Raw genomic sequence first — 22047 nt, 5'->3', positions numbered from 1 at the left:
GTGACCGGAGGCGCACAGCGTGGAGTTGACGGACTATCAGCGAGCGGCCGACGAGGTCGCCGCGCAGATCGCGGACGGCCGTCTGCGGCCGGGCGACCGGCTGCCGCCGCAGCGCCGGTTCGCCCGGCAGCACGGCATCGCGGCCTCCACGGCGGCCCGCGTCTACCGCGAACTGGCCAGGCGCGGGCTGACCGTGGGCGAGGTGGGGCGCGGCACCTTCGTGCGGGCCGCCGACGCGGGGGCCGCGTCGCCCGCGCTGAGCGAACCGCCCGACCGGCCGGTGAACCTGGAGCTCGCCCACCTCGTCGTCCCCGAGCAGGCCCCGCTCCTCGCCGGGGGGCTCGAACGGCTGCTGCGGCCGGACGTCCTGGAGTCCGCGCTGCGGTCCGTCGGCGCGTCCGGCACCGCTGCGTACCGTGCCGCGGCCGCGGACCTCCTGGCACGCGGCGGCTGGCGGCCCCGCCCGGAGCGGGTGCTGTTCACCGGCAACGGCCGCCAGGCCCTCTCCGCCGCCGTCGCCGCCCTGGTCCCGCCCGGCGGACGGCTCGGGGCCGAAGAACTGACGTACCCGGTGCTGAAGTCCCTGGCGTCTCGGCTCGGCGTGACCGTCGTTCCCCTGGGCATGGACGGGGACGGCGTGCGGCCGGAGGCCGTGGAGGCGGCGCACCGGGCCGCGCCCCTGCACGCCGTGTACCTCCAGCCGACCCTGCACAACCCGCTGTCGCTCACCATGCCGGAGGCCCGGCGGGCCGCCCTGGCGGCGGTCCTGCGCCGCTGCGACGTCCCCGTGGTGGAGGACGCCGTCTGGGCCTTCCTCCACGGGGACGCCGAACCCTTCGCGGCCGTGGCGCCCGAGCGGACGGTGCTGGTGGACAGCCTGTCGAAGCGGCTGGCCCCGGGGCTGACCGCCGGGTTCGCCGTGGCGCCCGACGCGTGGGCCCCGCGGGTCGAGGCGGCGGTGCGCTCCGGCGGGTGGACCCCTTCGCGGTTCGCCCTGGAGGCCGTCGTCCGCTGGCAGGGCGACGGCACCGTACGGACCGTGGTGGAAGCCAAGCGCCGCGGGGCGGCCGAGCGTCAGGCCCTGGCCCGGCGGCACCTGGACGGCTTCGCGGTGCGGACCGATCCGCTGTCGTGCTTCTGCTGGTGGGAGCTGCCGCCCGCCTGGCGCGCCGACCTCTTCGTGGCGGCTGCCGCCCGGCAGGGCATCGCGGTGACCCCGGCGGCCGCCTTCGCCGCCGACCCGCACCGCGCGCCCCGCGCCGTCCGCCTCGGCCTCGCATCGCCGCCCCCGGACGTCCTGGACCGCGCCTTGGGCGCGCTGGCCGCCCTCGCCCGGAGCTCGCCGGACGGCCTGCTCCCCGGCTGACGCGGCGCCCGCGGCCCCCGGCCGCCGGGCGGGGCCGCACGGGCGGCGGCAGGGCGGCACGGGCGAACGCACCTCACAGGAGGGTGTCCCGGTGGCCGCCCTCGTACGCGGCGGCCCCGGCCATGCGCGGGGAGGTCGTCCCTTCTGGCTGTGGGACGCCCGCGTACGCGGTCGGGCGTCCCGCCCGGGAGGGGGCAACGCCGCACGACCGTCGCCGCCCCGCGGGAAGCAGTGGTCCGCCGTGCGCGGGGAGGCGGCCGCCCCGCACAGCCGGCGCCCTGCCGAAGGGCCCGACGCGCGCACCGGAACGGGCGCCCCGCCCGGGACGGCAGTACCGCACGCGATGACGCCGCCCCTGCGGGGGAGCGCTGACCACCGTCCGCTCAGGCGGTCGACCGGCCGGGGACACCGTCCGCCGCACAGGGCGAAAGGTGCTCGGGCGTGCGGCACTCGGGGGTTGTGGCCGGCCAACCGGGCTCCCCCGGGCGGAATCGGGGGCCCTCCGCCGCGCACGGCTCCGGTTCAGTCCTTGGGTGCGCCGAGGCCGAGGAGGTAGCCGAGGTGGGTGCGGTTCTTCGCACCCAACTCGTCCTTGATGCGCGCGATATGGGCCTGGAGCGAGCGCTCGCTGATGCCGAGCCGCCGGGCGACGACCTTGTCCGAGTGCCCCTCGGTCAGCATGTGGCGGATCGCCTGCCGGATCGGGGGGATCACCTCGGGTGCCGCGCGGGCCGCGTGGTTGGGGACGAAGGGGAACGGTCCCGCACGGTCCCAGGAGCGTTCGAAGACGTCGATCAGGAACCGGACGACGGACGGCTCCGTGATCATGGAGGCGTCGGTGCGCTCCGGGTTGGCCGCGATGAAGACCGTGGACCGGTCGATGATGATCATCCGGTCGAAGAACTCCGTGAGGGTGCGCACCTGGACGCCGTAGTCGGTCACCGTGCGGACGTACGACTTGGTCGCCTCGTCGAAGCGGGCGGAGTGCTGGTAGATGGTCCGCATGCTGACCCCCTGGGCTATCTGGCGGCGGACCGAGGCCAGCGCGGTGTCCAGGACCTCCTTGGGCCGGGGCCCGTCCGGCTGGGCGGTGAGGATCTCCGTCCCGGCCCCGTCGAGGGCCTCGCGGATCGCCGCGTTGATCTCCGGGAGGCCGTGCAGCCTCCGCACCCCGGAATCGGCGCCTCTGCTCTCGCCCCGCCCGCGGGCCGCGGTGGGCCAGGACGCCTCCTTCGCCGACCGGTAGACGTGGTGGGCCTGCTGCCGGACCTGGCACGACAAATGGTCGAGCGCTTCGGCGACCGCCCAGAGCGAGGGGGGAACGGGGAATTCCGCATCGCCCGACGCGGTGTCCGATTCCCGACCGGAACCGGAACCGGCCCCTGAAGCGACTTCATCGGTCAAGCCTGCCATCTCAGCACTCCCCCGGGCCCACCCCCCAAAGAGCCCCATTTGTCAGCTCTTGCGCCTCATCGCACGCCTCCAATCTTAGCAATGCGATTACCTGAACCATCAAGGACCTTTTGCTTCATCGAGCCGTAATGAAGACTCGCCAAGGGACGCCGAGGCGGGGGACCGAGGCGAAGCGCACGAACCAGATCACGTCTGCGGGGGACCTCTGATGTTGCGTAGATTGTCGGCGCACGATGGCCGATTCCAGCGCTTCCGTGCCCGTGTGCACGGAACCGTGATTCCCTGCCGCGCTGCCGGCTGACAGCCTGCCACCTGGGTTCCGGTACCCCACGCGCCGGAAACGCGATCAGGCGAGGGGGCGTTTCCCGAGAGCGGCCCGGCGCGGTCGGCGAACCATCCCGGCGCACCCCACCCCATTCCGCGGTGCGGGCTGCCGGCCGGCGGCGTGCCATGACGGCGAATGTCCACAACTGCCGAGCGATCGTCCAGACCTCCTATCGATGAATTCAGGACAATCATGAGCCGCAACAGAATGACGATTCTTTCCGCCCCTTCTTCCTTCTGTGTACTCTCCGCTCTCCTCGTCACGGCGTTCGCCGCGGCCACCGCCACGCCCGCCGCGACCTCGGGCGGCCTGTCCGCGGCCTCCTCAGCCCGCTCCGTCCAGGGCCTGCACGACGTCGGCTGGAACGTCGTCGGGCCCGGCTCGCCCGCCGGCAGCTGAACGAACCGAACCGCCCCGCACCCTCGGTGGCCGTCCCCGGTGCACCACCCCCCACGGACACCTGTCCGATTCAAGCTCTTGCCGTTTCTAGCCCCTGCTGATTCAGACCCTGCTGTGTCCGGCCCCGACGCCTCGGGGCCCGGCTGTCGGAGCTCGGAGGGAGAACCGTGAGTGCGTCCGCGGCGCAGGCTGCGCTGGTCCTGGAAGATGGCTCGGTGTTTCGGGGGAGGGCCTTCGGAGCGCACGGGCGCACCCTGGGAGAACTGGTCTTCCAGACCGGCATGACGGGTTATCAGGAGACCCTGACCGACCCGTCCTACCACGGGCAGATCGTCGTACAGACGGCCCCGCAGATCGGCAACACGGGCTGGAACGACGAGGACGACGAGTCCACCGGCATCCAGGTCGCCGGCTACGTGGTGCGCGACCCCTCCCGTACGGCGTCGAACTGGCGCTCGCGGCGGGACCTGGTCGACGAGCTCGCCCGGCAGGGGATCGTCGGCATCGCCGAGGTCGACACCCGGGCCCTGACCCGGCGCATCCGGTCCGCGGGGGCGATGCGCGCCGGGGTGTTCTCCGGGGACGCCCTCGGCGACCGGGACGCCATGACGCAGCAGGTGCTGTCCGCGCCCCCGATGGCCGGCGCCGAACTGGCCTCCCGGGTCGGCACCGTACGGCCGTACGTCCACGAGGCCGCGGGCACCCGCAGGTTCAGCGTGGCGGCCCTCGACCTCGGGGTGAAGACCAACACCCTGCGGATGCTGGCCGAACGGGGGATCACGACGCACGTGCTGCCCCCGTCCAGCTCCCTGGACCAGGTCCTGGAGACGGAACCCGACGGGGTGTTCCTGTCCAACGGGCCGGGCGACCCGGCGGCCATGAACGGGATGGTGGAGCTCACCCGCCGCGTGCTGGAACGGCGCGTCCCGCTGTTCGGCATCTGCTTCGGCAACCAGATCCTCGGCCGGGCCCTCGGCCGCGGCACGTACAAGATGCTCTACGGGCACCGCGGCGTGAACATCCCCGTGGTCAGTGCGGCCGACGGCCGCGTCTCCATCACCGCGCAGAACCACGGGTTCGCCGTGGAGGGCGAGGCCGGGGAGCGGTTCGACACGCCCTTCGGCGCCGCGGAGGTCTCCCACCACTGCCCCAACGACGGGGCGGTGGAGGGGCTGCGCTGCCTGGACGTGCCCGCCTTCTCCGTCCAGTACCACCCGGAGGCCGCGGCCGGCCCCCATGACGCGGCCGCCCTCTTCGACGCGTTCGTCGACCTGATGGGAGGGGCCCGCTGATGCCGCGCCGCGAGGACATCACACACGTACTGGTGGTCGGCTCCGGGCCGATCGTGATCGGCCAGGCCTGCGAGTTCGACTACTCGGGCACCCAGGCCTGCCGGGTCCTGCGCGAGGAGGGCATCAGGGTCAGCCTGGTCAACTCCAACCCGGCGACGATCATGACCGACCCCGAGTTCGCCGACGCCACGTACATCGAGCCGATCACGCCGGAGTTCGTGGAGAAGATCATCGCCCAGGAGCGGCCGGACGCGATCCTGGCCACCCTCGGCGGGCAGACCGCGCTGAACTGCGTGGTCGCCCTCCACGAGCGGAACGTGCTGCAGAAGTACGACGTCGAGCTGATCGGCGCCGACGTCGAGGCGATCGCCCGCGGCGAGGACCGCCAGCGGTTCAAGGACATCGTCGCCTCCGTCGGCGCGGAGACCCCCCGCAGCGCCGTCTGCCGGTCGATGGACGAGGTCCGGGCCACGGTCGAGGAGATCGGCCTGCCCGTGGTGATCCGCCCGTCGTACACGATGGGCGGCCTCGGCTCCGGCACGGCCCGGACCCCCGGGGAGCTGGAGACGCTGGCCGCGGCCGGGCTCAAGGAGAGCCCGCTCGGCGAGGTGCTGATCGAGGAGAGCGTGCTCGGCTGGAAGGAGTACGAGCTCGAACTCATGCGGGACCGCAACGACAACGTCGTCGTGGTCTGCTCAATCGAGAACGTCGACCCGATGGGCGTGCACACCGGGGACTCCGTCACCGTCGCGCCGGCGATGACCCTGACCGACCGCGAGTACCAGCACATGCGGGACGTCGGCATCGCCGTGCTGCGCGCGGTCGGGGTGGACACCGGCGGCTGCAACATCCAGTTCGCGGTCAACCCCAGGACCGGCGCGCTCGTCGTGATCGAGATGAACCCGCGCGTGTCGCGGTCCTCCGCGCTGGCCTCCAAGGCCACCGGCTTCCCGATCGCCAAGATCGCGGCGAAGCTGGCCATCGGCTACACCCTGGACGAGATCCCCAACGACATCACCGGCGTCACCCCGGCCAGCTTCGAGCCGACGCTCGACTACGTCGTCGTCAAGGTGCCCCGGTTCGCGTTCGAGAAGTTCCCCACCGCCGATCCGGTCCTCACGACCACCATGAAGTCCGTCGGCGAGTCCATGGCCATCGGCCGCAACTTCGCGGAGGCCCTCGGCAAGGCGCTGCGCTCCGCCGAGACCGCGCAGACCGGTTTCTGGACCGGTCCCGAGGAGACCCCGGCCGAGGGCCCGGCCGACGCCCTCAAGGCGCTGGCGGCCCCGCACGACGGCTGCCTGTACACCGTCGAACGCGCGCTGCGCCTCGGCGCCACCGTGCAGCAGGTCCACGAGGCGTCCGGCATCGACCCCTGGTTCGTCGACCAGATCCTCGCCGTGACCGAGCTGCGCCGCGAGCTGACCGCGGCCCCGGAGCCCGGCGCCGACCTGCTGCGCCGCGTCAAGCGGTCCGGCTTCTCCGACCGGCAGATCGCCGCGCTGCGCCCGGACCTCGGCGGCGAGGAGGAGGTCAGGGCGCTGCGCCACCGGCTGGGGGTGCGACCGGTGTACAAGACCGTGGACACCTGCGCCGCCGAGTTCGCCGCGACCACCCCATACCACTACTCCGCCTACGAGGCCGACCCGGACGCGGAGTCCGAGGTGACGGCCCGGCCGGAGCCGCGGCCGAAGGTGCTCATCATCGGCTCGGGCCCCAACCGCATCGGGCAGGGCATCGAGTTCGACTACTCCTGCGTCCACGCCGCCATGGCCCTGCGGGAGGCCGGCTACGAGACGGTGATGGTCAACTGCAACCCGGAGACCGTCTCCACCGACTACGACACCTCCGACCGCCTCTACTTCGAACCGCTCACCTTCGAGGACATCCTGGAGGTGTACGACGCGGAGCGCGCCTGCGGCGAGGTCGCGGCCGTGGTGGTGCAGCTCGGCGGCCAGACCCCGCTGAAGCTCGTACGGCGGCTGGCCGCGGCCGGCCTGCCCGTCGCGGGCACCACCCCGGACGCCATCCCCCGGGCCGAGGACCGCGAGTCCTTCGCCGAGGTGCTGGCCGGCGCCGGCCTGACGGCGCCCCGCCACGGCATCGCCCGCTCCCTCGACCAGGCGCGGGACGTCGCCGAGGGCATCGGGTACCCGGTACTCGTCCGGCCCTCCTACGTGCTGGGCGGGCGCGGCATGGAGATCGTCCCCGACGGGGAGGCCCTCGACGCGTACGTGCGGCGCGCCGCCGACGTCTCGCGCGAGCACCCGCTGCTCGTCGACGAGTTCCTGGAAGACGCCATCGAGATCGACGTGGACGCGCTGTGCGACGGCCGGGAGGTCTACCTCGGCGGGGTGATGGAGCACGTCGAGGAGGCCGGGGTGCACTCCGGGGACTCGTCCTGCGTCCTGCCGCCCTACACCCTCGACGCCCAGGACATCGACACCGTCCGCCGGCACACCGAGGCGATCGCGGCGGCGCTCGGCGTACGGGGCATGCTGAACCTGCAGTTCGCGCTCCAGGGGACCACCTACCACCTGCTGGAGGCCAACCCCCGGGCGAGCCGGACCGTGCCCTTCGTGTCCAAGGCCACCGGCGTGCCGCTCGCCAAGGCCGGCACGCGGATCATGCTGGGCGCGACCATCGCGGAGCTGCGGGCCGAGGGCCTGCTGCCGGCACACGGCGACGGGGCGGGGCAGCGGGCGGGCGCGCCGCGCGCCGTCAAGGGCCCGGTGCTGCCGTTCCACCGCTTCCGCACCCTGGACGGTGACGGCGTGGACAGCCTGCTCGGGCCGGAGATGAAGTCCACCGGCGAGGTCATGGGGATCGGTCCCAGCTTCGACATCGCCTACGCCAAGGCGCTGACCGCGGCCGGCTTCCCGCCCCCGCTGTCCGGCCGGATCTACGTGTCCGCCGCGGAGGGCCACGTGCCGCGGGTCGTCCCGTCGCTGCGGACCCTGCGCGGCATGGGCTTCGAGATCGCCGCCGACCCGGACAGCCACGCGCTGCTGCTCGCCGCGGGCTTCACCGCGGACGTCCTGCACGACGGCGACCCCGCCGCCCTGCGCGAGTGGTGCAGGAAGCGCGAGGTCAGCCTGGCCGTCAGTCTCCGGGCCACCGGCACGGACCGCGGCGTCGACCGAGCGCTGCGCACGGCGGCGGCCCAGCACTCCGTTCCCTGCGTCACCACGCCCTCGGCCCTGCTCGCCATGGTCCGGGCGATCCGCACGAGGAACCGGCTCGACTTCGAGGTCGGCGCCCTGCAGGACCTGCACGCCCACCTCCACAGGGGGTCGGAACGGCCGCACTGACCACGAGCCGCATCCCCCGGGCCCGCCGACAGCCACCCGCGTCCGGCGGCACGATTCCTACCACCTCCGGGAATGACGTTGATTGCAGACACCGTGTACGACCTCATATTGGACGATGTCTTCCTCCGCGTGAACGGTCTGGAAAGCCTCGAGCAGCTCTTCGTCAAGGTCGAGGGTTTCAACGCCGGGGGCTCCATCAAGATGAAGACCGCCAGGGGGCTCATCCAGGCGGTCGAGCACTCCGGTGCGGACCTGGCGAACCTGCACGTCATCGAATCGACGTCGGGGAACCTGGGCATCTCCCTGGCCACCATCTGCGCGGCGAAGAAGTACCGCCTGACCTGCGTCACCGACCCCAACACGAATGCGACCTCGGTCGCCGTCATGCGGGCTCTGGGCGCACACGTGGTGATCGTCGACGAGCGCGACGACAACGGCGGATTCCTCGGGACCCGCCTCGCGTACATCAGGCAGCGGCTCGCCGCCGACCCGCACCTGCACTGGCTCAACCAGTACGAGAACCCGGGCAATCCGACGGCCCACGAGCAGACCACCGCCCCGTCGGTGCTGAAGTCCTTCGACCGCGTCGACCACCTGTTCCTCGGGGTGGGCACCGGCGGCACGCTGATGGGCTGCGTCGACTACTTCCGGCGCCGCAGCCCGCACACCCGGATCACCGCCGTCGACACGGTCGGGTCGATGAACTTCCAGAACGTGGCCGGGATCCGCCACGTGCCCGGCCTCGGCACCAGCCAGCGGCCCCCGATCCTCGACCGCGAGGTCCCCGACGAGGTCGTGCTGGTGCCCGAGTGGGAGACCGTGCGCGAGTGCCGCTGGCTGGCCAGGAACACGGGCCTGCTGGCGGGCGGGTCGACCGGGACGGTGCTGGCGGCGGTCCGCCGGAAGGCGGCGTCCATCGCCCCCGGCGCGACGGTCGTGGCCATCGCCCCCGACCTGGGCGAGCGGTACCTGGCCTCCGTGTACGACGACGACTGGGTGGTCGGGCGGGGGCTCACCGAGGCGGCAAGCACTGACGAGCAGTCACAGATAGGGGAGCTCGATGTTCTCGTTTGACCTGATACCGGGCAAGGCCGTCAAGGACATCCTCGACACCTCGGCGGACCGGATCGTCCAGCTGGTCGAGGACGCCTACCTGGCGCACGACTCGGGGCGGACGGTCAACCCGGACAGCTACTTCCTGCGCTTCCCCGAGAAGCCCGAGGCGCGGATCATCGCCCTGCCGGCCGCGATCGAGCTGGCCGAGCAGCACACCGTCGGCATCAAGTGGATCTCCAGCTTCCCGAACAACGTGCACGAGGGGATCCCGCGCGCCTCCGCGGTGCTGGTGCTGAACGACTACGCCACCGGCTACCCGAAGGCCCTCCTGGAGGCCGCCAGCATCAGCGCGGCCCGCACCGCCGCCTCGGCCGCCGTGGCCGCCCGGGCCTTCGCCCGGCACATCCCGCCGAGCGGCCACGTCTCCTTCGTCGGCGCCGGCGTGATCGCCCGCACCGTGCTGCGGTACCTGGCCGCCACCGCGTACCCGATCGAGACCCTCGCCATCCACGACCTGCACGCCGACTCCGCGGCCAACCTCGTGCGGTACGCGACCGAGGAGCTGGGCGTCGACGCGCGCCCCGTCGAGCGCCTCGACGACGCGCTGGCCGCGCAGACCGTGGTGACCACCACCACCGCCGGCACCCCCTACATCAGCCGGAACCTGCAGCCCGGGCAGGTCGTCCTGAACATCTCGCTGCGGGACTTCCAGCCGTCCGTGATCCTCGCCGCGGAGAACTACTTCGACGACGTCGAGCACTGTATGAAGGCGAACACCTCGCCGCACCTCGCCGAACAGGCCGTCGGCAACCGGGACTTCGTCAGCGGCACGCTCGCGGACGTCCTGCGCGGCCGGACGCAGCCACAGGGGCAGCGCGGGCTGGTCTTCTCCCCCTTCGGCCTCGGCGTGCTCGACCTGGCGGTCGGGCAGTTCGTCCACGAGACGGCCCGCGCGCAGGGCCTGGCGACGGAGGTCCCGGACTTCTTCGGCGAGACGAGCCGCTGGTGACCGAGGACCGCGCGGCGCGGCCGCTGCGCATCGCCGTGGTCGGCGTCGGGCCCCGCGGGCTGTCCGTGCTCGAACGGGTCATCAGCCACACGCAGGGCGACGGGCGCCCGGTGGAACTGGTGCTCGTCGAACCGGGCGAGCTGGGCAGCGGCGTCCACCCGGCGAAGCAGCCCGACTACCTGCTGCTCAACACCATCGCCTCGCAGCTGACGATCTACTCCGACGAGCGGATGGTGCCGGGGGCCCCGGTGACCACCGGCCCCGACTTCCTCGCCTGGTGCGAGCGCCAGGGCGTCCCCGCCGCCTTCGACGACTTCCTGCCGCGCCGGCTGCTGGCCGAGTACCTCCAGTGGGCCGCCGAGGACCTCCTCGGGCGGCTGCCGGAGCGCCTGACCGTCCGGCACGTCGCCACCGCCGCCCGCACCGTGGAGCCCTCCGGCGGTGCGTCGGGCGGGGCCGCGGTCACCCTGGCGGACGGCACGCGCCTCGACGTCGACCTGGCCGTGGTCACCACCGGCCACGGGCTGGCCGCCCCGCAGGCGCCCGCGCCCGCGGGCGACCTGATCGACGCGCCGTACCCGCTGCCCGACCAGGTGGAGGGCGTCCCGGCCGGCGCGACCGTGGCCCTCCTCGGCACCGGGCTCACCGCCATGGACGTCATCGCCGCCCTGACGGTGGGACGCGGCGGCGAGTTCACCGACGAGGGGTACGCCCCCTCCGGGCGGGAGCCGCGCATCGTCCTGGCCAACCGCACGGGGTGGCTGCCCCGCGCCCGGCCGACGACCACCCGGGAGCGCCGGGCGGCCCCGGCCGCGCACCTGACCCGGGAGGCCGTGGCCCGGCTGCGGGAGCGGACCGGGGACGGCCGGCTGGACTTCCGGCGGGACGTCGAGCCGCTGGTCCGCAGCGAGGCCCTGGGCCGGCTCGCGGGGGCGACGCCGGAGGAGGTCGCGGCCGTCGAGCGGCAGCTCTCCTCGCACCACGGGGGTCCCGAGCGCTGCGCGACGTACGAGGACTACGCGCGGCAGCTGCGGGAGCGGGCCCGCGAGGACCTGGCGGAGGCCCGCCGGGGCCTGGGGACGAGCCGCGTCAAGGAGGCCCTGGAGATCCTGCGGGACCACCGCGAGGGCCTGCGGGCGGCCCTCGACCCGCCGGGGCTGACGGAGGAGTCCCACCGCTACTTCATGGGCGCCTACACCGCGCTCGTGAACCGCACGGTCATCGGCCCGCAGAAGGAGCGCATCGACGAGCTGCTCCGGCTGATGGACGCGGGCGTCGTCGTGCCGGGCCCCGGCCCGGACCCGGCGCTGGAGCGGGCGGAGGGCGGCGGCTGGACGCTCGCCTCGACGCTGCTGGACACCCCGCACTCCCTGCACGTCGACCTCGTCGTCAGGGCCAATCTGGCGTGGCCGGCCGCCGACCCGGAGTCCGACCCCGTCGCGGACTCGCTGCGCACCTGGGCCGCCCTCGGGCCGGGCGGCTCCCTGCGGCTGGACCGCGACGGCTTCGCCTTGCCGCGGGAGGGCCCCCCGCCGGCGCCGCGGGCGGTGGCCGTCTTCGGGCCGCCCGCCGAGGGTGCCAGCTACTACAACCACTACGTCCCGTCACCGCACGTCTGGTCCCGTGCCCTGACCGACCTCGACCGCGTCCTGGGGCCTGTGCTCGGCCGCGTACCCGCCGTCGGCTCGCCTCGGGGCGAGCAGCAGGCGACTCAGTAACCCGATCTCCCGGAAGAAAGGCTCACTCACCCATGCTGATCCTGGGTTTCAAAGAGGGACACGACGGCGGAGTCGTCGCGATCGAGGACGGCAAGCTGCTGTTCGCCCTGGAGGCGGAGAAGGACAGCTTCCCGCGGTACGACCGGCTCACGGCCGAGGTGATCACCCGCGCCGCCGGGATGCTGGACCGGCAGCCGGACGTCATCTCGCTCAGCGGCTGGGTCAAGGGCTTCCACTCCGTCGAACCGAAGCTGCGCGCGGGCTACTTCGGCGTCGGTGAGGGCTCCATACAGGATGATCCGGGCAAGTGGTTCGGCAAGGACGTGCGGATCTTCTCGTCCACTCACGAGCGGTCGCACATCATGACGGCGTACGGCATGGCGCCGGCCACCGCGGGCAAGCCCCACTACGCCCTCGTGTGGGAGGGGAACATCGGCGACTTCTACCGGATCGACGAGGCGGGCCAGGTCACCCACCTCAAGCACGTGATGAGCGACCCGGGCAACAAGTACGCCTACCTCTTCGCGCTCGCCGACCCCAAGCACCCCACGGGCAAGGGCTACTTCAACTACAGCCACGCCGGCAAGCAGATGGCGCTCACCGCCTTCGCCGAGGAGGGCCCGACCACCAAGGCCGAGCAGGAGGTGATCGACTTCATCCTCAAGCAGGACGGCATCGTCCTCGGCGTCTCCAAGGACGAACTGAAGTGGTCGCACCTCTACAACGCCGGGGTGGAGTCGCAGGCGTACCGCAACGCCGCCCGCAAGCACTCGGACGCCATCTTCGGCCGGTTCTTCGACTACGCGCAGAAGAACCTCACCGAGGGCCTCCCGCTGCAGATCTCCGGCGGCTGCGGCCTCAACTGCGAGTGGAACGCCCGCTTCCGCGAGAGCGGCCTCTTCGAGTCGGTCTTCGTGCCGCCGTGCCCGAACGACAGCGGCGCGGCCCTCGGCACCGCGATCGACGCGCAGCACTTCTACACCGGCCAGGCGACCATCGACTGGGACGTGTACGCCGGCGAGGGCTTCGTCGAGGACGTCACGCCGGACCCGGCGAAGTACGACACCCGGCCGCTGGTCGCCGCCGAGGTGGCCCGCTTCCTGGAGCAGGGCAACATCATCGGCTGGGCCCGCGGACGCTACGAGATGGGCCCCCGCGCGCTCGGCAACCGCTCCATCCTGGCCGCCCCGTTCACCGAGGAGACCACGGTCCGGCTCAACAAGATCAAGGGCCGCGAGGGCTACCGTCCCATCGCCCCGATCTGCCTGGAGGAGGACGCGGACAAATGGTTCGTGGGCGCCGTCCAGGACCCGTTCATGCTGTTCTTCAACCGCGTCACCACGGACGCGCTGAAGGCGGTCACCCACATCGACGGCTCCGCCCGCACCCAGACCGTCACCCGCGAGCGGAATCCCGGAATCGCCCAACTGCTGGAGGCCTTCCGTGATATCACGGGATTCAGCGTCCTCTGCAACACCTCGCTGAACTTCAACGGCCGCGGGTTCATCAACACCACCAGTGACCTCATCACGTACGGCGAAGAGCACGGTCTCGACGGCTACGTCGTCAACGACACGTTCATCACCAAGAAGGCGTGAGCGGGCCGGCCGGTGCGCCGGCCGCCCCTCCACCTGACGCTCCACCACGCGGGATCGCGGTCGGCCTCCCCCTGCCGGGGCGGGGCCGCCGCGGGGCCCGCCGTCGCGCTGCCCCCGGCGGCGCGGGCGGACCGCGCCGCCGCTCCACCGCGCCGCCGAACCCGGCGGCGCCGCTCCACCGTGTGACCGTTCCACCGCGTTCCACCGCGTGACCGTTCCACCGTGTGGCTTTTCATCGGGTTGCCGTTCCATCGATCAGAGAGTCGCCCCACATGACCACGTCCTCAGATGCCCGTAACCAAGCGCCGCTGTCCTTCGGCCAGGAGCAGCTCTGGTTCCTCGACCAGCTGACCCCCGGTGCGACGGCCTACAACATCCTGCTCGCGTCACGGCTGCGCGGCCCGCTGCGGACCGACCTGCTCCGCCGCAGCCTCACGCTGGTCGTGGCCCGGCACGAGGCCATGCGCGTGACCTTCCACGCCGAGGACGGCACCCCCCACCAGGTGGTGAACCCGCCCTCCGAGGTGGAGCTGCCGGTCGTCGACCACAGCGGGCTCTCCCCCGAGGAGCAGCAGGCCGTCGTGGAGGAGACCCTGCGCGAACTGTCGGGCAGGCCCTTCGACCTCCAGCAGGGCCCGCTCTACCGCTACTCCGTGCTGAAGCTGGCCGACGACGAGCACGTGTTCGTGCAGAACCTGCACCACATCGTCACCGACGGCTGGTCGTCCGGGGTGGTGAACGCCGAGCTGACCCTCGCCTACGAGGCGCTGCTCGCCGGCCGCGAGCCCGAGTTCCAGGGCGAGGGGTCCCGCTACCTCGACTACGCGCGGGAACAGCGCGCCCACATGCAGGGCGAGGTCCTCCAGGAGGAGCTCGACTTCTGGGCGGAGCGCCTGGCCGACCTGCCGACGCTGGAGTTCCCCACGGACCGGCCGCGGCCCGCCGTCGCCGCCCGCGGCGGCGGCTCCACCGTCCGGGCGTACCCGCCGGAGCTGCTGGAGAAGGCCCGCGCCCTCGCCAAGGAGAACGGCGCCTCGCTCTACATGGTGCTCGCCTCGGCGCTGAACGTGGTCCTCAGCCGCTACACCGGCCAGGAGGACATCCCCATCGGCGTCCCGATGCTGAGCCGGGTCGACGCCGACCTCGAAGAGGTCGTCGGCCTGTTCGTCAACATGGTGGTGCTGCGCTCGGACGTGTCGGGCGACCCGACGTTCACCGAACTGCTGGAGCGGACCCTCGACGCCAACCTGGACCTCTACGAGCACCAGGAGGTGCCGTTCCACCTGGTGGTGGAGCGGGTCCAGCCGGTGCGCGTGGCCGGCCGCAACCCGCTCTTCCAGGTGTCCATGCAGCTCCTCGGCGCCGCCAACTCCGGCGGCAGCGTCAGCTTCGCCGGCACCGTGAGCGAGCCGCTCAACGTGCCGGCCGCCGCCTCCCGCTTCGACATGGCCATCGACTTCGTCGAGACCGAGGACACCCTCAAGGCGGTCGTCGAGTACTCCAAGGACCTCTTCGACGAGTGGCGCATACAGGCCCTGCTCGGGCACATCGAGACGGTCCTGACCGCCGCGGTGAAGGACCCCTCGCTGCGCGTCTCCCAGCTCCCGCTGCTCACCGACGCCGAGCGCGACGAGCTGTTCGCGCTGGGCAAGGGCGAGCCCGCCGAGTACGCCGAGGACCCGCTGCACGTGGGCTTCGCCAGGATCGCCCGGGAGACCCCGGACGCGGTGGCCGTCGTGTGCCGGGGGAACGAGCTCACGTACGGCGAGCTCGACCGGCGCGCCGACCTGCTGGCCCGGCACCTGCGGAACCTCGGGCTCACGCACGGCCAGGTCGTCGCCACGGTGATCGACCGGGACGTGGACGCGTACGTGGCGATGGTCGGCATCCTGAAGGCGGGCGGCGCCTTCGCGATGATGGACCCGAAGCTGCCCGCGACCCGCCTCGACTACATGATCCAGGACACGGCGGCGCCGATCGTCCTGACCCGGTCCCCGCTGGCCGACCGGCTGCCGGAGCCGAACGGCTGGGCCCGGGTCCTGATCGACGCCGACTGGCCGGAGATCGAGGCGCTGCCCGCCGACGAGCCGCTGGAGGAGTGGACCACCCGGGAGTCCCTGGCGTACGTCCTCTACACCTCCGGCTCCACCGGCACGCCGAAGGGCGTGATGATCGCCCACCGCGCGGTGTCGTTCTTCTGCGAGGCGTACCGCCGCTCGTTCGACTTCGGCCCGCAGGACCGCCTGCTCCAGCTGCCCGCCCTGAACTTCGACATGTCGCAGGGCGAGATCTGGACGGCCTTCCTGGTCGGCGCGCGCGTCGTCGCCGTCCACCCCGAGGACGCCCAGTCCCCCGAGGCGCTCACCGCGCTGCTGCGGGACCAGAAGGTCACGTACGCCGGTCTGCCGCCGGCCATGCAGTCGGTGATGGAGCCGGAGCCGTACCCGGACCTGAAGTACGTGATGGGCGGCGCCGAGGTGCTGCCGCCGGAGCTCGTCAACAAGTGGAACCTGCCGGGCCGCAAGTACCTGAACCTGTACGGCCCGACGGAGTGCGCGATCGGCCAGACCGAGTACCACGTCGAGCAGAAGGAGTGGACGACCCCTCCGCCCATCGGCCGCCCCCAGCTCAACCGGCAGGTCTACGTCGTGGACCGGCAGAACAACCTGGTGCCCAAGGGCGTCTACGGCGAACTCCTCATCGGCGGCGCGGAGGGCGGGCTCGCCCGCGGCTACCTCAACCAGCCGGAGATGACGGCGGAGCGGTTCATCCAGGACCCGTTCGACGCGGAGAGCAAGGTCTACCGCAGCGGCGACCTGGTCCGGTGGACCGAGGACGGGCAGATCGAGTTCCTCGGCCGCATGGACAACCAGGTCAAGCTGCGCGGCCTGCGCATCGAGCTCGGCGAGATCGAGACGGTGCTCCAGTCCCACCCGGGCGTCCTGCGGGCCGTCGTGCTGATGCGCAAGGACCGGCAGGGCGAGAACCGGCTCGTCGCCTACTACACGTCCGTGGACGAGCCGCCGGCCGTCGACGCGCTGCGCAAGCACCTGGGCGCCTCGCTGCCCGACTACATGGTGCCCACGGCGTGGATGCCGCTCGACAAGTTCCCCATGAACAACGACGGTTGGAAGATCAACCGCAACGCCCTGCCCGACCCGAAGGACGACGACGAGGGCCGCGCGTTCGTCGCCCCGTCGACGCCCACCCAGGAGGAGGTCGCCCGGGCCTTCGCCGAGGTGCTGTCGCTGCCGCGGGTCGGCGCCGACGCCAGCTTCTTCGACATCGGCGGGAACTCCCTGCAGGCCCTGCGGGTCGTCAGCCGGATCAACAAGCACTTCAAGATCCGCATCAGCGTGCGGCTGCTCTACGGCAACGCCACCGTCAGCGGCATCTCGGCCGTCATCGACGAGCGGATCGAGGCGAAGGCCCGTGCCTGACCTGGAACGCCTCGTACCGCTCCAGACCGAGGGCGACCGCGTGCCCCTCTTCTGCGTCCACGCGGTCTCCGGCTCGGCGTACTCCTACGCGGGCCTGTCCCGGATGCTCGGCGGCGAGCAGCCGGTGTACGGCTTCGAGGCGCCCGGCTTCGACAACGACCGCACCCCGGTGCGGTCGCTGCCGGACCTCGCCGACGAGTACACCGAGATCCTGCGCGCCTTCCGGCCCGACGGCGAGTACCGGCTGCTGGGCTGGTCCCTGGGCGGACTGCTCGCCTACGAGATGGCCAAGCGGCTCACCGCGGACGGCGCCGACGTGTCCCGCCTGATCATGGTGGACTCGGGCCTGCCCGTGGTCATGCCGCTCCCCCCGGAGCGGGACATCCTGATCCGGTTCGTCCGCGACATGATGGGCCTGGAGGAGGTGCCGGCCGAGCTCAGGTCGCTGTTCGCCGGCTGGCCCGCCGACGTCAAACCCGACACCGTGTTCGAGGCCGTGGAGGAGTCGGGGATCCTGCCCGAGGAGTTCGACTCCTACCTGCTGTCCGGTCAGTACGACGTCTTCCGGGCCCACCTGGAGGGCTTCTACGCCATCGACGTCCAGGGCCGCTACGACGGGCGCGCGGTGCACGTGATGGCCGAGCAGTCTGTGGCCGCCGACATGCAGTGGAAGCGGCTCATCCCGGGCCTGCGCGAGCACACCGTCCCCGGCACCCACCACTCCGTCTGGACCGGTGAGCGGCTGCCGACCCTGTACGGGATCGTCCGCGACGACCTCTACGGAGCCTCCGGCACCCCGGGCGGCGGCGAGGCGACCGGCGGTGAGGGTTCCCGTGCCTAGGAGGTCCCTTGTCAACGGCTGAGCAGGAACGACGGGACGACCCCGCGGAGGGGGCGGCGGAGGAGCCGCTGCCGAGCCTGTGGCACAACCCCGACTTCCTGAAGTTCTGGTTCGGCGAGACCATCTCGCTGCTCGGCACCCAGGTCACCAACCTCGCGCTGCCGCTGACCGCGCTCTACGCGTTCAACGCCAGCGACGAGCAGGTCGGTCTCCTGCGGTTCCTGCAGCTGGTCCCGTACCTCGGGCTGGCGCTGGTCTTCGGCGTGTGGGTGGACCGCTCACGCCGGCGCAACGTCATGCTCGGCACGAACATCGTGCGCATGGTGCTCATCGCGCTCATCCCGGTGCTGCACTGGCTCGACGTGCTGAACATGCCGCTGCTGCTGGTCATCGCCTGCGCGCTCGGCGTCGCGTCGTGCCTGTTCGACGTGAGCTGGATGCCCTTCGTGCCGACCCTGGTCAAGGACCCCCGGCACTACGTCGAGGCCAGCCAGAAGATGGGCGTCAGCCAGTCCGTGTCGGACGTCGCCGGCCCCGGCATGGCGGGCGTCCTGGTCGCGGCGATGACCGCGCCCGTGGCGCTGGTCGTGAACGCGTTCTCGTACCTGGTGTCGACCGTCATGCTGCTGCTGGTCCGCACCCGCGAGGCGCGGCCCGAGCCGACGGCCAGGCGCCACGTCGGGGTGGAGCTGAAGGAGGGGCTCCAGTGGGTGTTCGGCAAGCCGATCCTGCGCTGGCTGGCACTCGTGGGCTTCTGCTGCAACTTCTCCATGATCACCGTCTGGACCATGTTCCTGATCTACGGGTCGAAGGTGCTCCACCTGAGCTCGTCCGTCCTGGGCGGCATCTTCGCCACGGCGTCCATCGGCGGCCTCATCGGCGCGATGGTCTCCCGCAAGGTCGTGGGCCGCTTCCCGATCGGCCGGGTCTACTTCGTCGCCCAGACGGCCCTGCTGCTCGGTCCGATGCTGATCGTGCTGGCGGCCGGGCCGACGCCCGTGGTGGTGGGCATGGTCGTGCTGTCCTTCTTCACCACGTACCTGGGCCTCGGCATCGCCAACGTCATCATCGTCAGCGTCCGGCAGACCACCACCCCGCAGTCGATGATGAGCCGCATGACCGCCTGCTTCCGCACGCTCCTCTTCGGCGGCGGCGCCCTCGGCGGTCTCGCGGCCGGCCTGCTCACCGGCTGGCTGGGCGACCGCAACGCCCTCACCGTGGCGGCCGTGTTCTCGGCCGCCGTGGTCGTGGCACTGGTCAGGTCGCCGGTCAGCCGGCTGCGGGAACTTCCCCCCGCGGCCGAGGAACCGGCTCCGGCCGCGAAGGCCGGCTGACACCCCCGGGCCCCCGCCCCGTGCGCCCACGGAGCGGGGGCCCGTCCGCCGTGCGCCCGCCCACCCCGCGCGGCCTACCGCCTCCCGCCCGGCGCCTTCGGCCCACGGCCGACCGCCGCACAAGCCCCACCGGACCACACCGGAGCATGCATGCGCGACGAACTCACCCGGCAGATCGACCGGTTGATGCCACGCCTACGCGACGACCTGGCCGACCTGGTCGCCATTCCCTCCGTCGCCGACCCCCGCACCCACCCCCCGGAGGACTGCCGCAGGGCGGCCGCATGGGTGCGCGACGCCTTCGCCGAGGTCGGCTTCGACGACGCGCGGCTCGCCGAGACCAGCGACGGCAGCCTCGCCGTCCTCGGACGCCGCCCCGGCCCCGCCGGCGCGCCCACCGTGCTGCTGTACTCCCACTACGACGTCATGCCGGCCCCCGACGAGGCCGCCTGGCAGTCCCCGCCCTTCACCCTGACCGAGCGTGACGGCCGCTGGTACGGCCGCGGCGCCGCCGACTGCAAGGGCAACATCCTCGCCCAGCTCACCGCCCTGCGCGCGCTCCGCGCGACCGGCGCCGACCTGCCCGTCCACCTCAAGGTGGTCTGCGAGGGCTCCGAGGAGCAGGGCACCGGCGGCCTGGAGGACCACGCCCGCCGCCACCCCGAGGACCTCCGCGCCGACGCGGTGCTGGTCTGCGACACGGGCAACGCGGCGGAAGGCGTCCCCTCCGTCACGGTCGGCCTGCGCGGGGTCACCGAAGTCGTGGTCACCGTGAGCACCCTGGCCTCCCCGGCCCACTCCGGCGTCTTCGGCGGCGCCGCCCCCGACGCGCTGGCCGCACTGATCCAGCTCCTGTCCACGCTGCGGGACGCCCACGGCCAGACCGCCGTCAGGGGCCTGGACCAGGACGGCACCTGGCCGGGCCGCGGCTACCCGGTCGAGCAGTTCCGCCGCGACGCCCGGGTCCTGGACGGCGTGGACGTCCTCGGCGGCGGCGCCGGCGTCGCCGACCTGCTCTGGGCACGGCCCGCGCTCACCGTGCTCGGCATCGACTGCCCGCCCGTCAGGGGCTCCGTCGCCGCCGTCCCACCCCGGGCGTCGGCCCGCCTCAGCCTGCGGGTCCCACCGGGCACCGACCCCGTCCGCGCCCAGGACGCCCTGGTCGAGCACCTGCGGCAGGAGGCGCCGTGGGGCGCCAGGCTGGACGTCGAACGCGGCCAGGCCAGCGCCCCGTTCTCCGCGGGGACCGGCGGCCCCGCCCACACCGCCCTGGCCGGCGCCATGCGGGAGGCGTACGGGCAGGACGTGTCCCTGCTCGGCGCGGGCGGCTCCATCCCGCTGTGCACCACCCTCGCCGAGCTGTACCCGAAGGCGGAGATCATGCTGCTGGGCGTGGAGGAGCCGAGCTGCCTGATCCACGCGCCCGACGAGAGCGTGGCGCCCGGCGAACTGTCCCGCACGGCCCTGTCCCTCGCCCTGTTCCTCCAGCGCTACGGCACCCCCTGACCCCGCCCGGCGGGCCGCCCGCCGGCCGCAGCGTCAGTACGATGGCGGGCGGCCGGCGGGAAGAAGGGCATCAGCATGACGGAGCACGACGACGGCGGCGCCGACCGGCAGTCCCGCAGACGGGCCCAGGGGGAACTGGAGAACGCGGTCCTCGACGTCCTGTACCGGGCGCCGGAGCCGGTCACCGTCGCCTACGTACAGGAGCACCTCGGCGGCGGCCTCGCCTACACCACCGTGATCACCATCCTGACCCGCCTGCACGCCAAGGGCGTCGTCACCCGCGCACGCACGGGCCGCGCCTTCCGGTGGACCGCCGTCGTCGACCCGTCGGGACTGGCCGCGCTCCGCATGCGCCGCGTCCTCGACGCCGAGGAGAACCGCGAGGCGGTCCTGACCAGCTTCGTCACCGCGCTGCCCCCCGGCGACGAGCGCCTCCTGCGCGGCCTGCTGGCCCAGTCGGCGGACGAGGGTGAAGACTGACGGCCATGGGCGTCTTCGTCTTCCTGCCCCTCGTCCTCCCCCTGACCGCCTGGCCCATGGCCCGGCTCGCCGAGCAGCACCTCCACCCCCGCGCCGCCACCTGGCTGCTGACCGGCGCCGCCGCCGTACTGGCGGTGTGCAGCACCCTGTGCCTCCTGCTGCTCATGGTCGTCGGCACGGCCCAACTCCCCGGCAACCCGCTCCCCGACGGCTGGTCCGACCCGGAAGTGCGGGAAGCCGTCCCGTACGACGAGGTCGCCGGCAAGGCCGCCATCCCGGCGCTCATCGCGGTGGTCGCGGCCTGCGCGCGGCTCGCCCTGCACCACCACCGGGTGCGGCTGCGGGCCCGCTCGGCGCTCGCCGGGCTCCCCGACGGCCCCGTGGCGGTGCTGCCCGACCCCGTCCCGTACGCCTACGCGCTCCCCGCCGCGGGGGCCCGCGCACGGGACACGGTCGTCGTGTCCACCGGCATGCTGGCCGCCCTCGACAGCGCCGAGCGACGCGCCCTCTTCGCCCACGAGCGGGCCCATCTGACGGCCCGGCACCACCGGTTCCTGCTGGTCGTCCGCCTCGCGTCCCGCGCGAACCCGTTCCTCCGGCCACTGCACACGGCGGTGGCCTACACCGCGGAACGCTGGGCCGACGAGGAGGCCGCCGCGGCCGTGGGCAGCCGCCGCGTGGTCGCCCGCGCCGTCGGCAAGGCGGCCCTGGTCTCCCCCGGCGCCCCCGCAGCCCCTCTCGCGGGCTTCGCCGCCCCCGGCCCCGTGCCCCGCCGGGTCGCGGCCCTCCTCGGCCCCGCCCCTTCGGCCCGGGTGTGGCCCCCGGTCTTCACCGCGACCGGCCTGGCCGCCTGGGCCGCCGCCGCGGGCACGACGGCCTCCGCCCTGTCCTCCGCCAACGCGGCGGTCACCCTCTTCTTCATCCTCAAGGCGGCCACCCCTCTTTGAGCCCCACCGGCT

The 22047-nt window shown here is 72.8% G+C and carries 15 protein-coding genes; 14 read left to right on the top strand and 1 reads right to left on the bottom strand.

The window, feature by feature from the left end; all coding sequences use genetic code 11:
• Window positions 1-25: 25 nt before the first annotated feature.
• Window positions 26-1366, top strand: coding sequence for a PLP-dependent aminotransferase family protein (locus BJP40_RS27715; protein ID WP_071283156.1), 1341 nt, complete (start codon window positions 26-28; stop codon window positions 1364-1366).
• A gap of 522 nt (window positions 1367-1888) precedes the next feature.
• Here the strand turns inward: BJP40_RS27715 and BJP40_RS27710 are convergent.
• A complete protein-coding gene (locus tag BJP40_RS27710) occupies window positions 1889-2770 on the bottom strand; it encodes a LuxR C-terminal-related transcriptional regulator (RefSeq protein WP_143066041.1) in 882 nt (293 codons plus the stop codon).
• A 526-nt stretch (window positions 2771-3296) separates the two neighbouring features.
• Here BJP40_RS27710 and BJP40_RS27705 point away from each other — a divergent pair.
• From BJP40_RS27705 to BJP40_RS27645, 13 genes are all read left to right on the top strand, one after another.
• Window positions 3297-3503: a hypothetical protein gene (locus BJP40_RS27705; protein ID WP_143066040.1), complete on the top strand. Its 207-nt coding sequence runs from the start codon at window positions 3297-3299 to the stop codon at window positions 3501-3503.
• A gap of 167 nt (window positions 3504-3670) precedes the next feature.
• Window positions 3671-4795, top strand: coding sequence for a glutamine-hydrolyzing carbamoyl-phosphate synthase small subunit (gene carA, locus BJP40_RS27700; RefSeq protein WP_071283136.1), 1125 nt, complete (start codon window positions 3671-3673; stop codon window positions 4793-4795).
• Window positions 4795-8106, top strand: coding sequence for a carbamoyl-phosphate synthase large subunit (gene carB / locus BJP40_RS27695; RefSeq protein ID WP_071283135.1), 3312 nt, complete (start codon window positions 4795-4797; stop codon window positions 8104-8106). Before carA ends, carB begins: the two co-directional genes overlap by 1 nt.
• 72 nt (window positions 8107-8178) lie before the next feature.
• Window positions 8179-9180: a 2,3-diaminopropionate biosynthesis protein SbnA gene (gene sbnA / locus BJP40_RS27690; RefSeq protein ID WP_175499867.1), complete on the top strand. Its 1002-nt coding sequence runs from the start codon at window positions 8179-8181 to the stop codon at window positions 9178-9180.
• Window positions 9167-10171: a 2,3-diaminopropionate biosynthesis protein SbnB gene (sbnB, locus tag BJP40_RS27685; protein ID WP_071283134.1), complete on the top strand. Its 1005-nt coding sequence runs from the start codon at window positions 9167-9169 to the stop codon at window positions 10169-10171. Before sbnA ends, sbnB begins: the two co-directional genes overlap by 14 nt.
• Window positions 10168-11889 carry an FAD/NAD(P)-binding protein gene (locus BJP40_RS34695; RefSeq protein WP_071283133.1) on the top strand — a complete coding sequence of 574 codons (1722 nt, stop codon included), beginning with the start codon at window positions 10168-10170 and terminating at the stop codon, window positions 11887-11889. The genes sbnB and BJP40_RS34695 overlap by 4 nt, the downstream gene beginning before the upstream one ends.
• Before the next feature lie 32 nt (window positions 11890-11921).
• On the top strand, window positions 11922-13487 hold the full coding sequence (locus tag BJP40_RS27675) for a carbamoyltransferase C-terminal domain-containing protein (RefSeq protein WP_071283132.1): 1566 nt from the start codon (window positions 11922-11924) through the stop codon (window positions 13485-13487).
• 272 nt (window positions 13488-13759) lie between these two features.
• Window positions 13760-16927 carry a non-ribosomal peptide synthetase gene (locus BJP40_RS27670; RefSeq protein WP_071283131.1) on the top strand — a complete coding sequence of 1056 codons (3168 nt, stop codon included), beginning with the start codon at window positions 13760-13762 and terminating at the stop codon, window positions 16925-16927.
• Window positions 16920-17768 (top strand): alpha/beta fold hydrolase, encoded by an 849-nt coding sequence (locus BJP40_RS27665; protein ID WP_071283130.1) that lies wholly within the window; start codon window positions 16920-16922, stop codon window positions 17766-17768. The genes BJP40_RS27670 and BJP40_RS27665 overlap by 8 nt, the downstream gene beginning before the upstream one ends.
• An 8-nt stretch (window positions 17769-17776) precedes the next feature.
• Window positions 17777-19102 (top strand): MFS transporter, encoded by a 1326-nt coding sequence (locus tag BJP40_RS27660; protein ID WP_079169084.1) that lies wholly within the window; start codon window positions 17777-17779, stop codon window positions 19100-19102.
• Window positions 19103-19252: 150 nt separating this feature from the next.
• A complete protein-coding gene (locus BJP40_RS27655) occupies window positions 19253-20608 on the top strand; it encodes a dipeptidase (protein WP_071283129.1) in 1356 nt (451 codons plus the stop codon).
• Between the two features lie 75 nt (window positions 20609-20683).
• The gene (locus tag BJP40_RS27650; RefSeq protein ID WP_071283128.1) at window positions 20684-21088 is read left to right on the top strand and encodes a BlaI/MecI/CopY family transcriptional regulator; all 405 of its coding nucleotides are present in this window, start codon (window positions 20684-20686) and stop codon (window positions 21086-21088) included.
• 5 nt (window positions 21089-21093) lie between these two features.
• Window positions 21094-22035: a M56 family metallopeptidase gene (locus BJP40_RS27645; RefSeq protein WP_071283127.1), complete on the top strand. Its 942-nt coding sequence runs from the start codon at window positions 21094-21096 to the stop codon at window positions 22033-22035.
• Window positions 22036-22047: the final 12 nt, after the last annotated feature.

The organism is Streptomyces sp. CC53 (genome assembly GCF_001865245.1).
In the GTDB taxonomy this organism is placed as follows: Bacteria; Actinomycetota; Actinomycetes; order Streptomycetales; family Streptomycetaceae; genus Streptomyces.
Note: the sequence above shows the minus strand (reverse complement) of the source record. Positions and strands in the feature narration are given on the sequence as shown.

Coding starts and splice junctions, on each gene's coding strand:
- BJP40_RS27705 (WP_143066040.1), top strand. CDS start 3,297: ATGAGCCGCAACAGAATGACGATTCTTTCCGCCCCTTCTTCCTTCTGT.
- BJP40_RS27645 (WP_071283127.1), top strand. CDS start 21,094: ATGGGCGTCTTCGTCTTCCTGCCCCTCGTCCTCCCCCTGACCGCCTGG.
- BJP40_RS27655 (WP_071283129.1), top strand. CDS start 19,253: ATGCGCGACGAACTCACCCGGCAGATCGACCGGTTGATGCCACGCCTA.
- BJP40_RS27670 (WP_071283131.1), top strand. CDS start 13,760: ATGACCACGTCCTCAGATGCCCGTAACCAAGCGCCGCTGTCCTTCGGC.
- sbnB (WP_071283134.1), top strand. CDS start 9,167: ATGTTCTCGTTTGACCTGATACCGGGCAAGGCCGTCAAGGACATCCTC.
- sbnA (WP_175499867.1), top strand. CDS start 8,179: ATGACGTTGATTGCAGACACCGTGTACGACCTCATATTGGACGATGTC.
- BJP40_RS27650 (WP_071283128.1), top strand. CDS start 20,684: ATGACGGAGCACGACGACGGCGGCGCCGACCGGCAGTCCCGCAGACGG.
- BJP40_RS27675 (WP_071283132.1), top strand. CDS start 11,922: ATGCTGATCCTGGGTTTCAAAGAGGGACACGACGGCGGAGTCGTCGCG.
- carB (WP_071283135.1), top strand. CDS start 4,795: ATGCCGCGCCGCGAGGACATCACACACGTACTGGTGGTCGGCTCCGGG.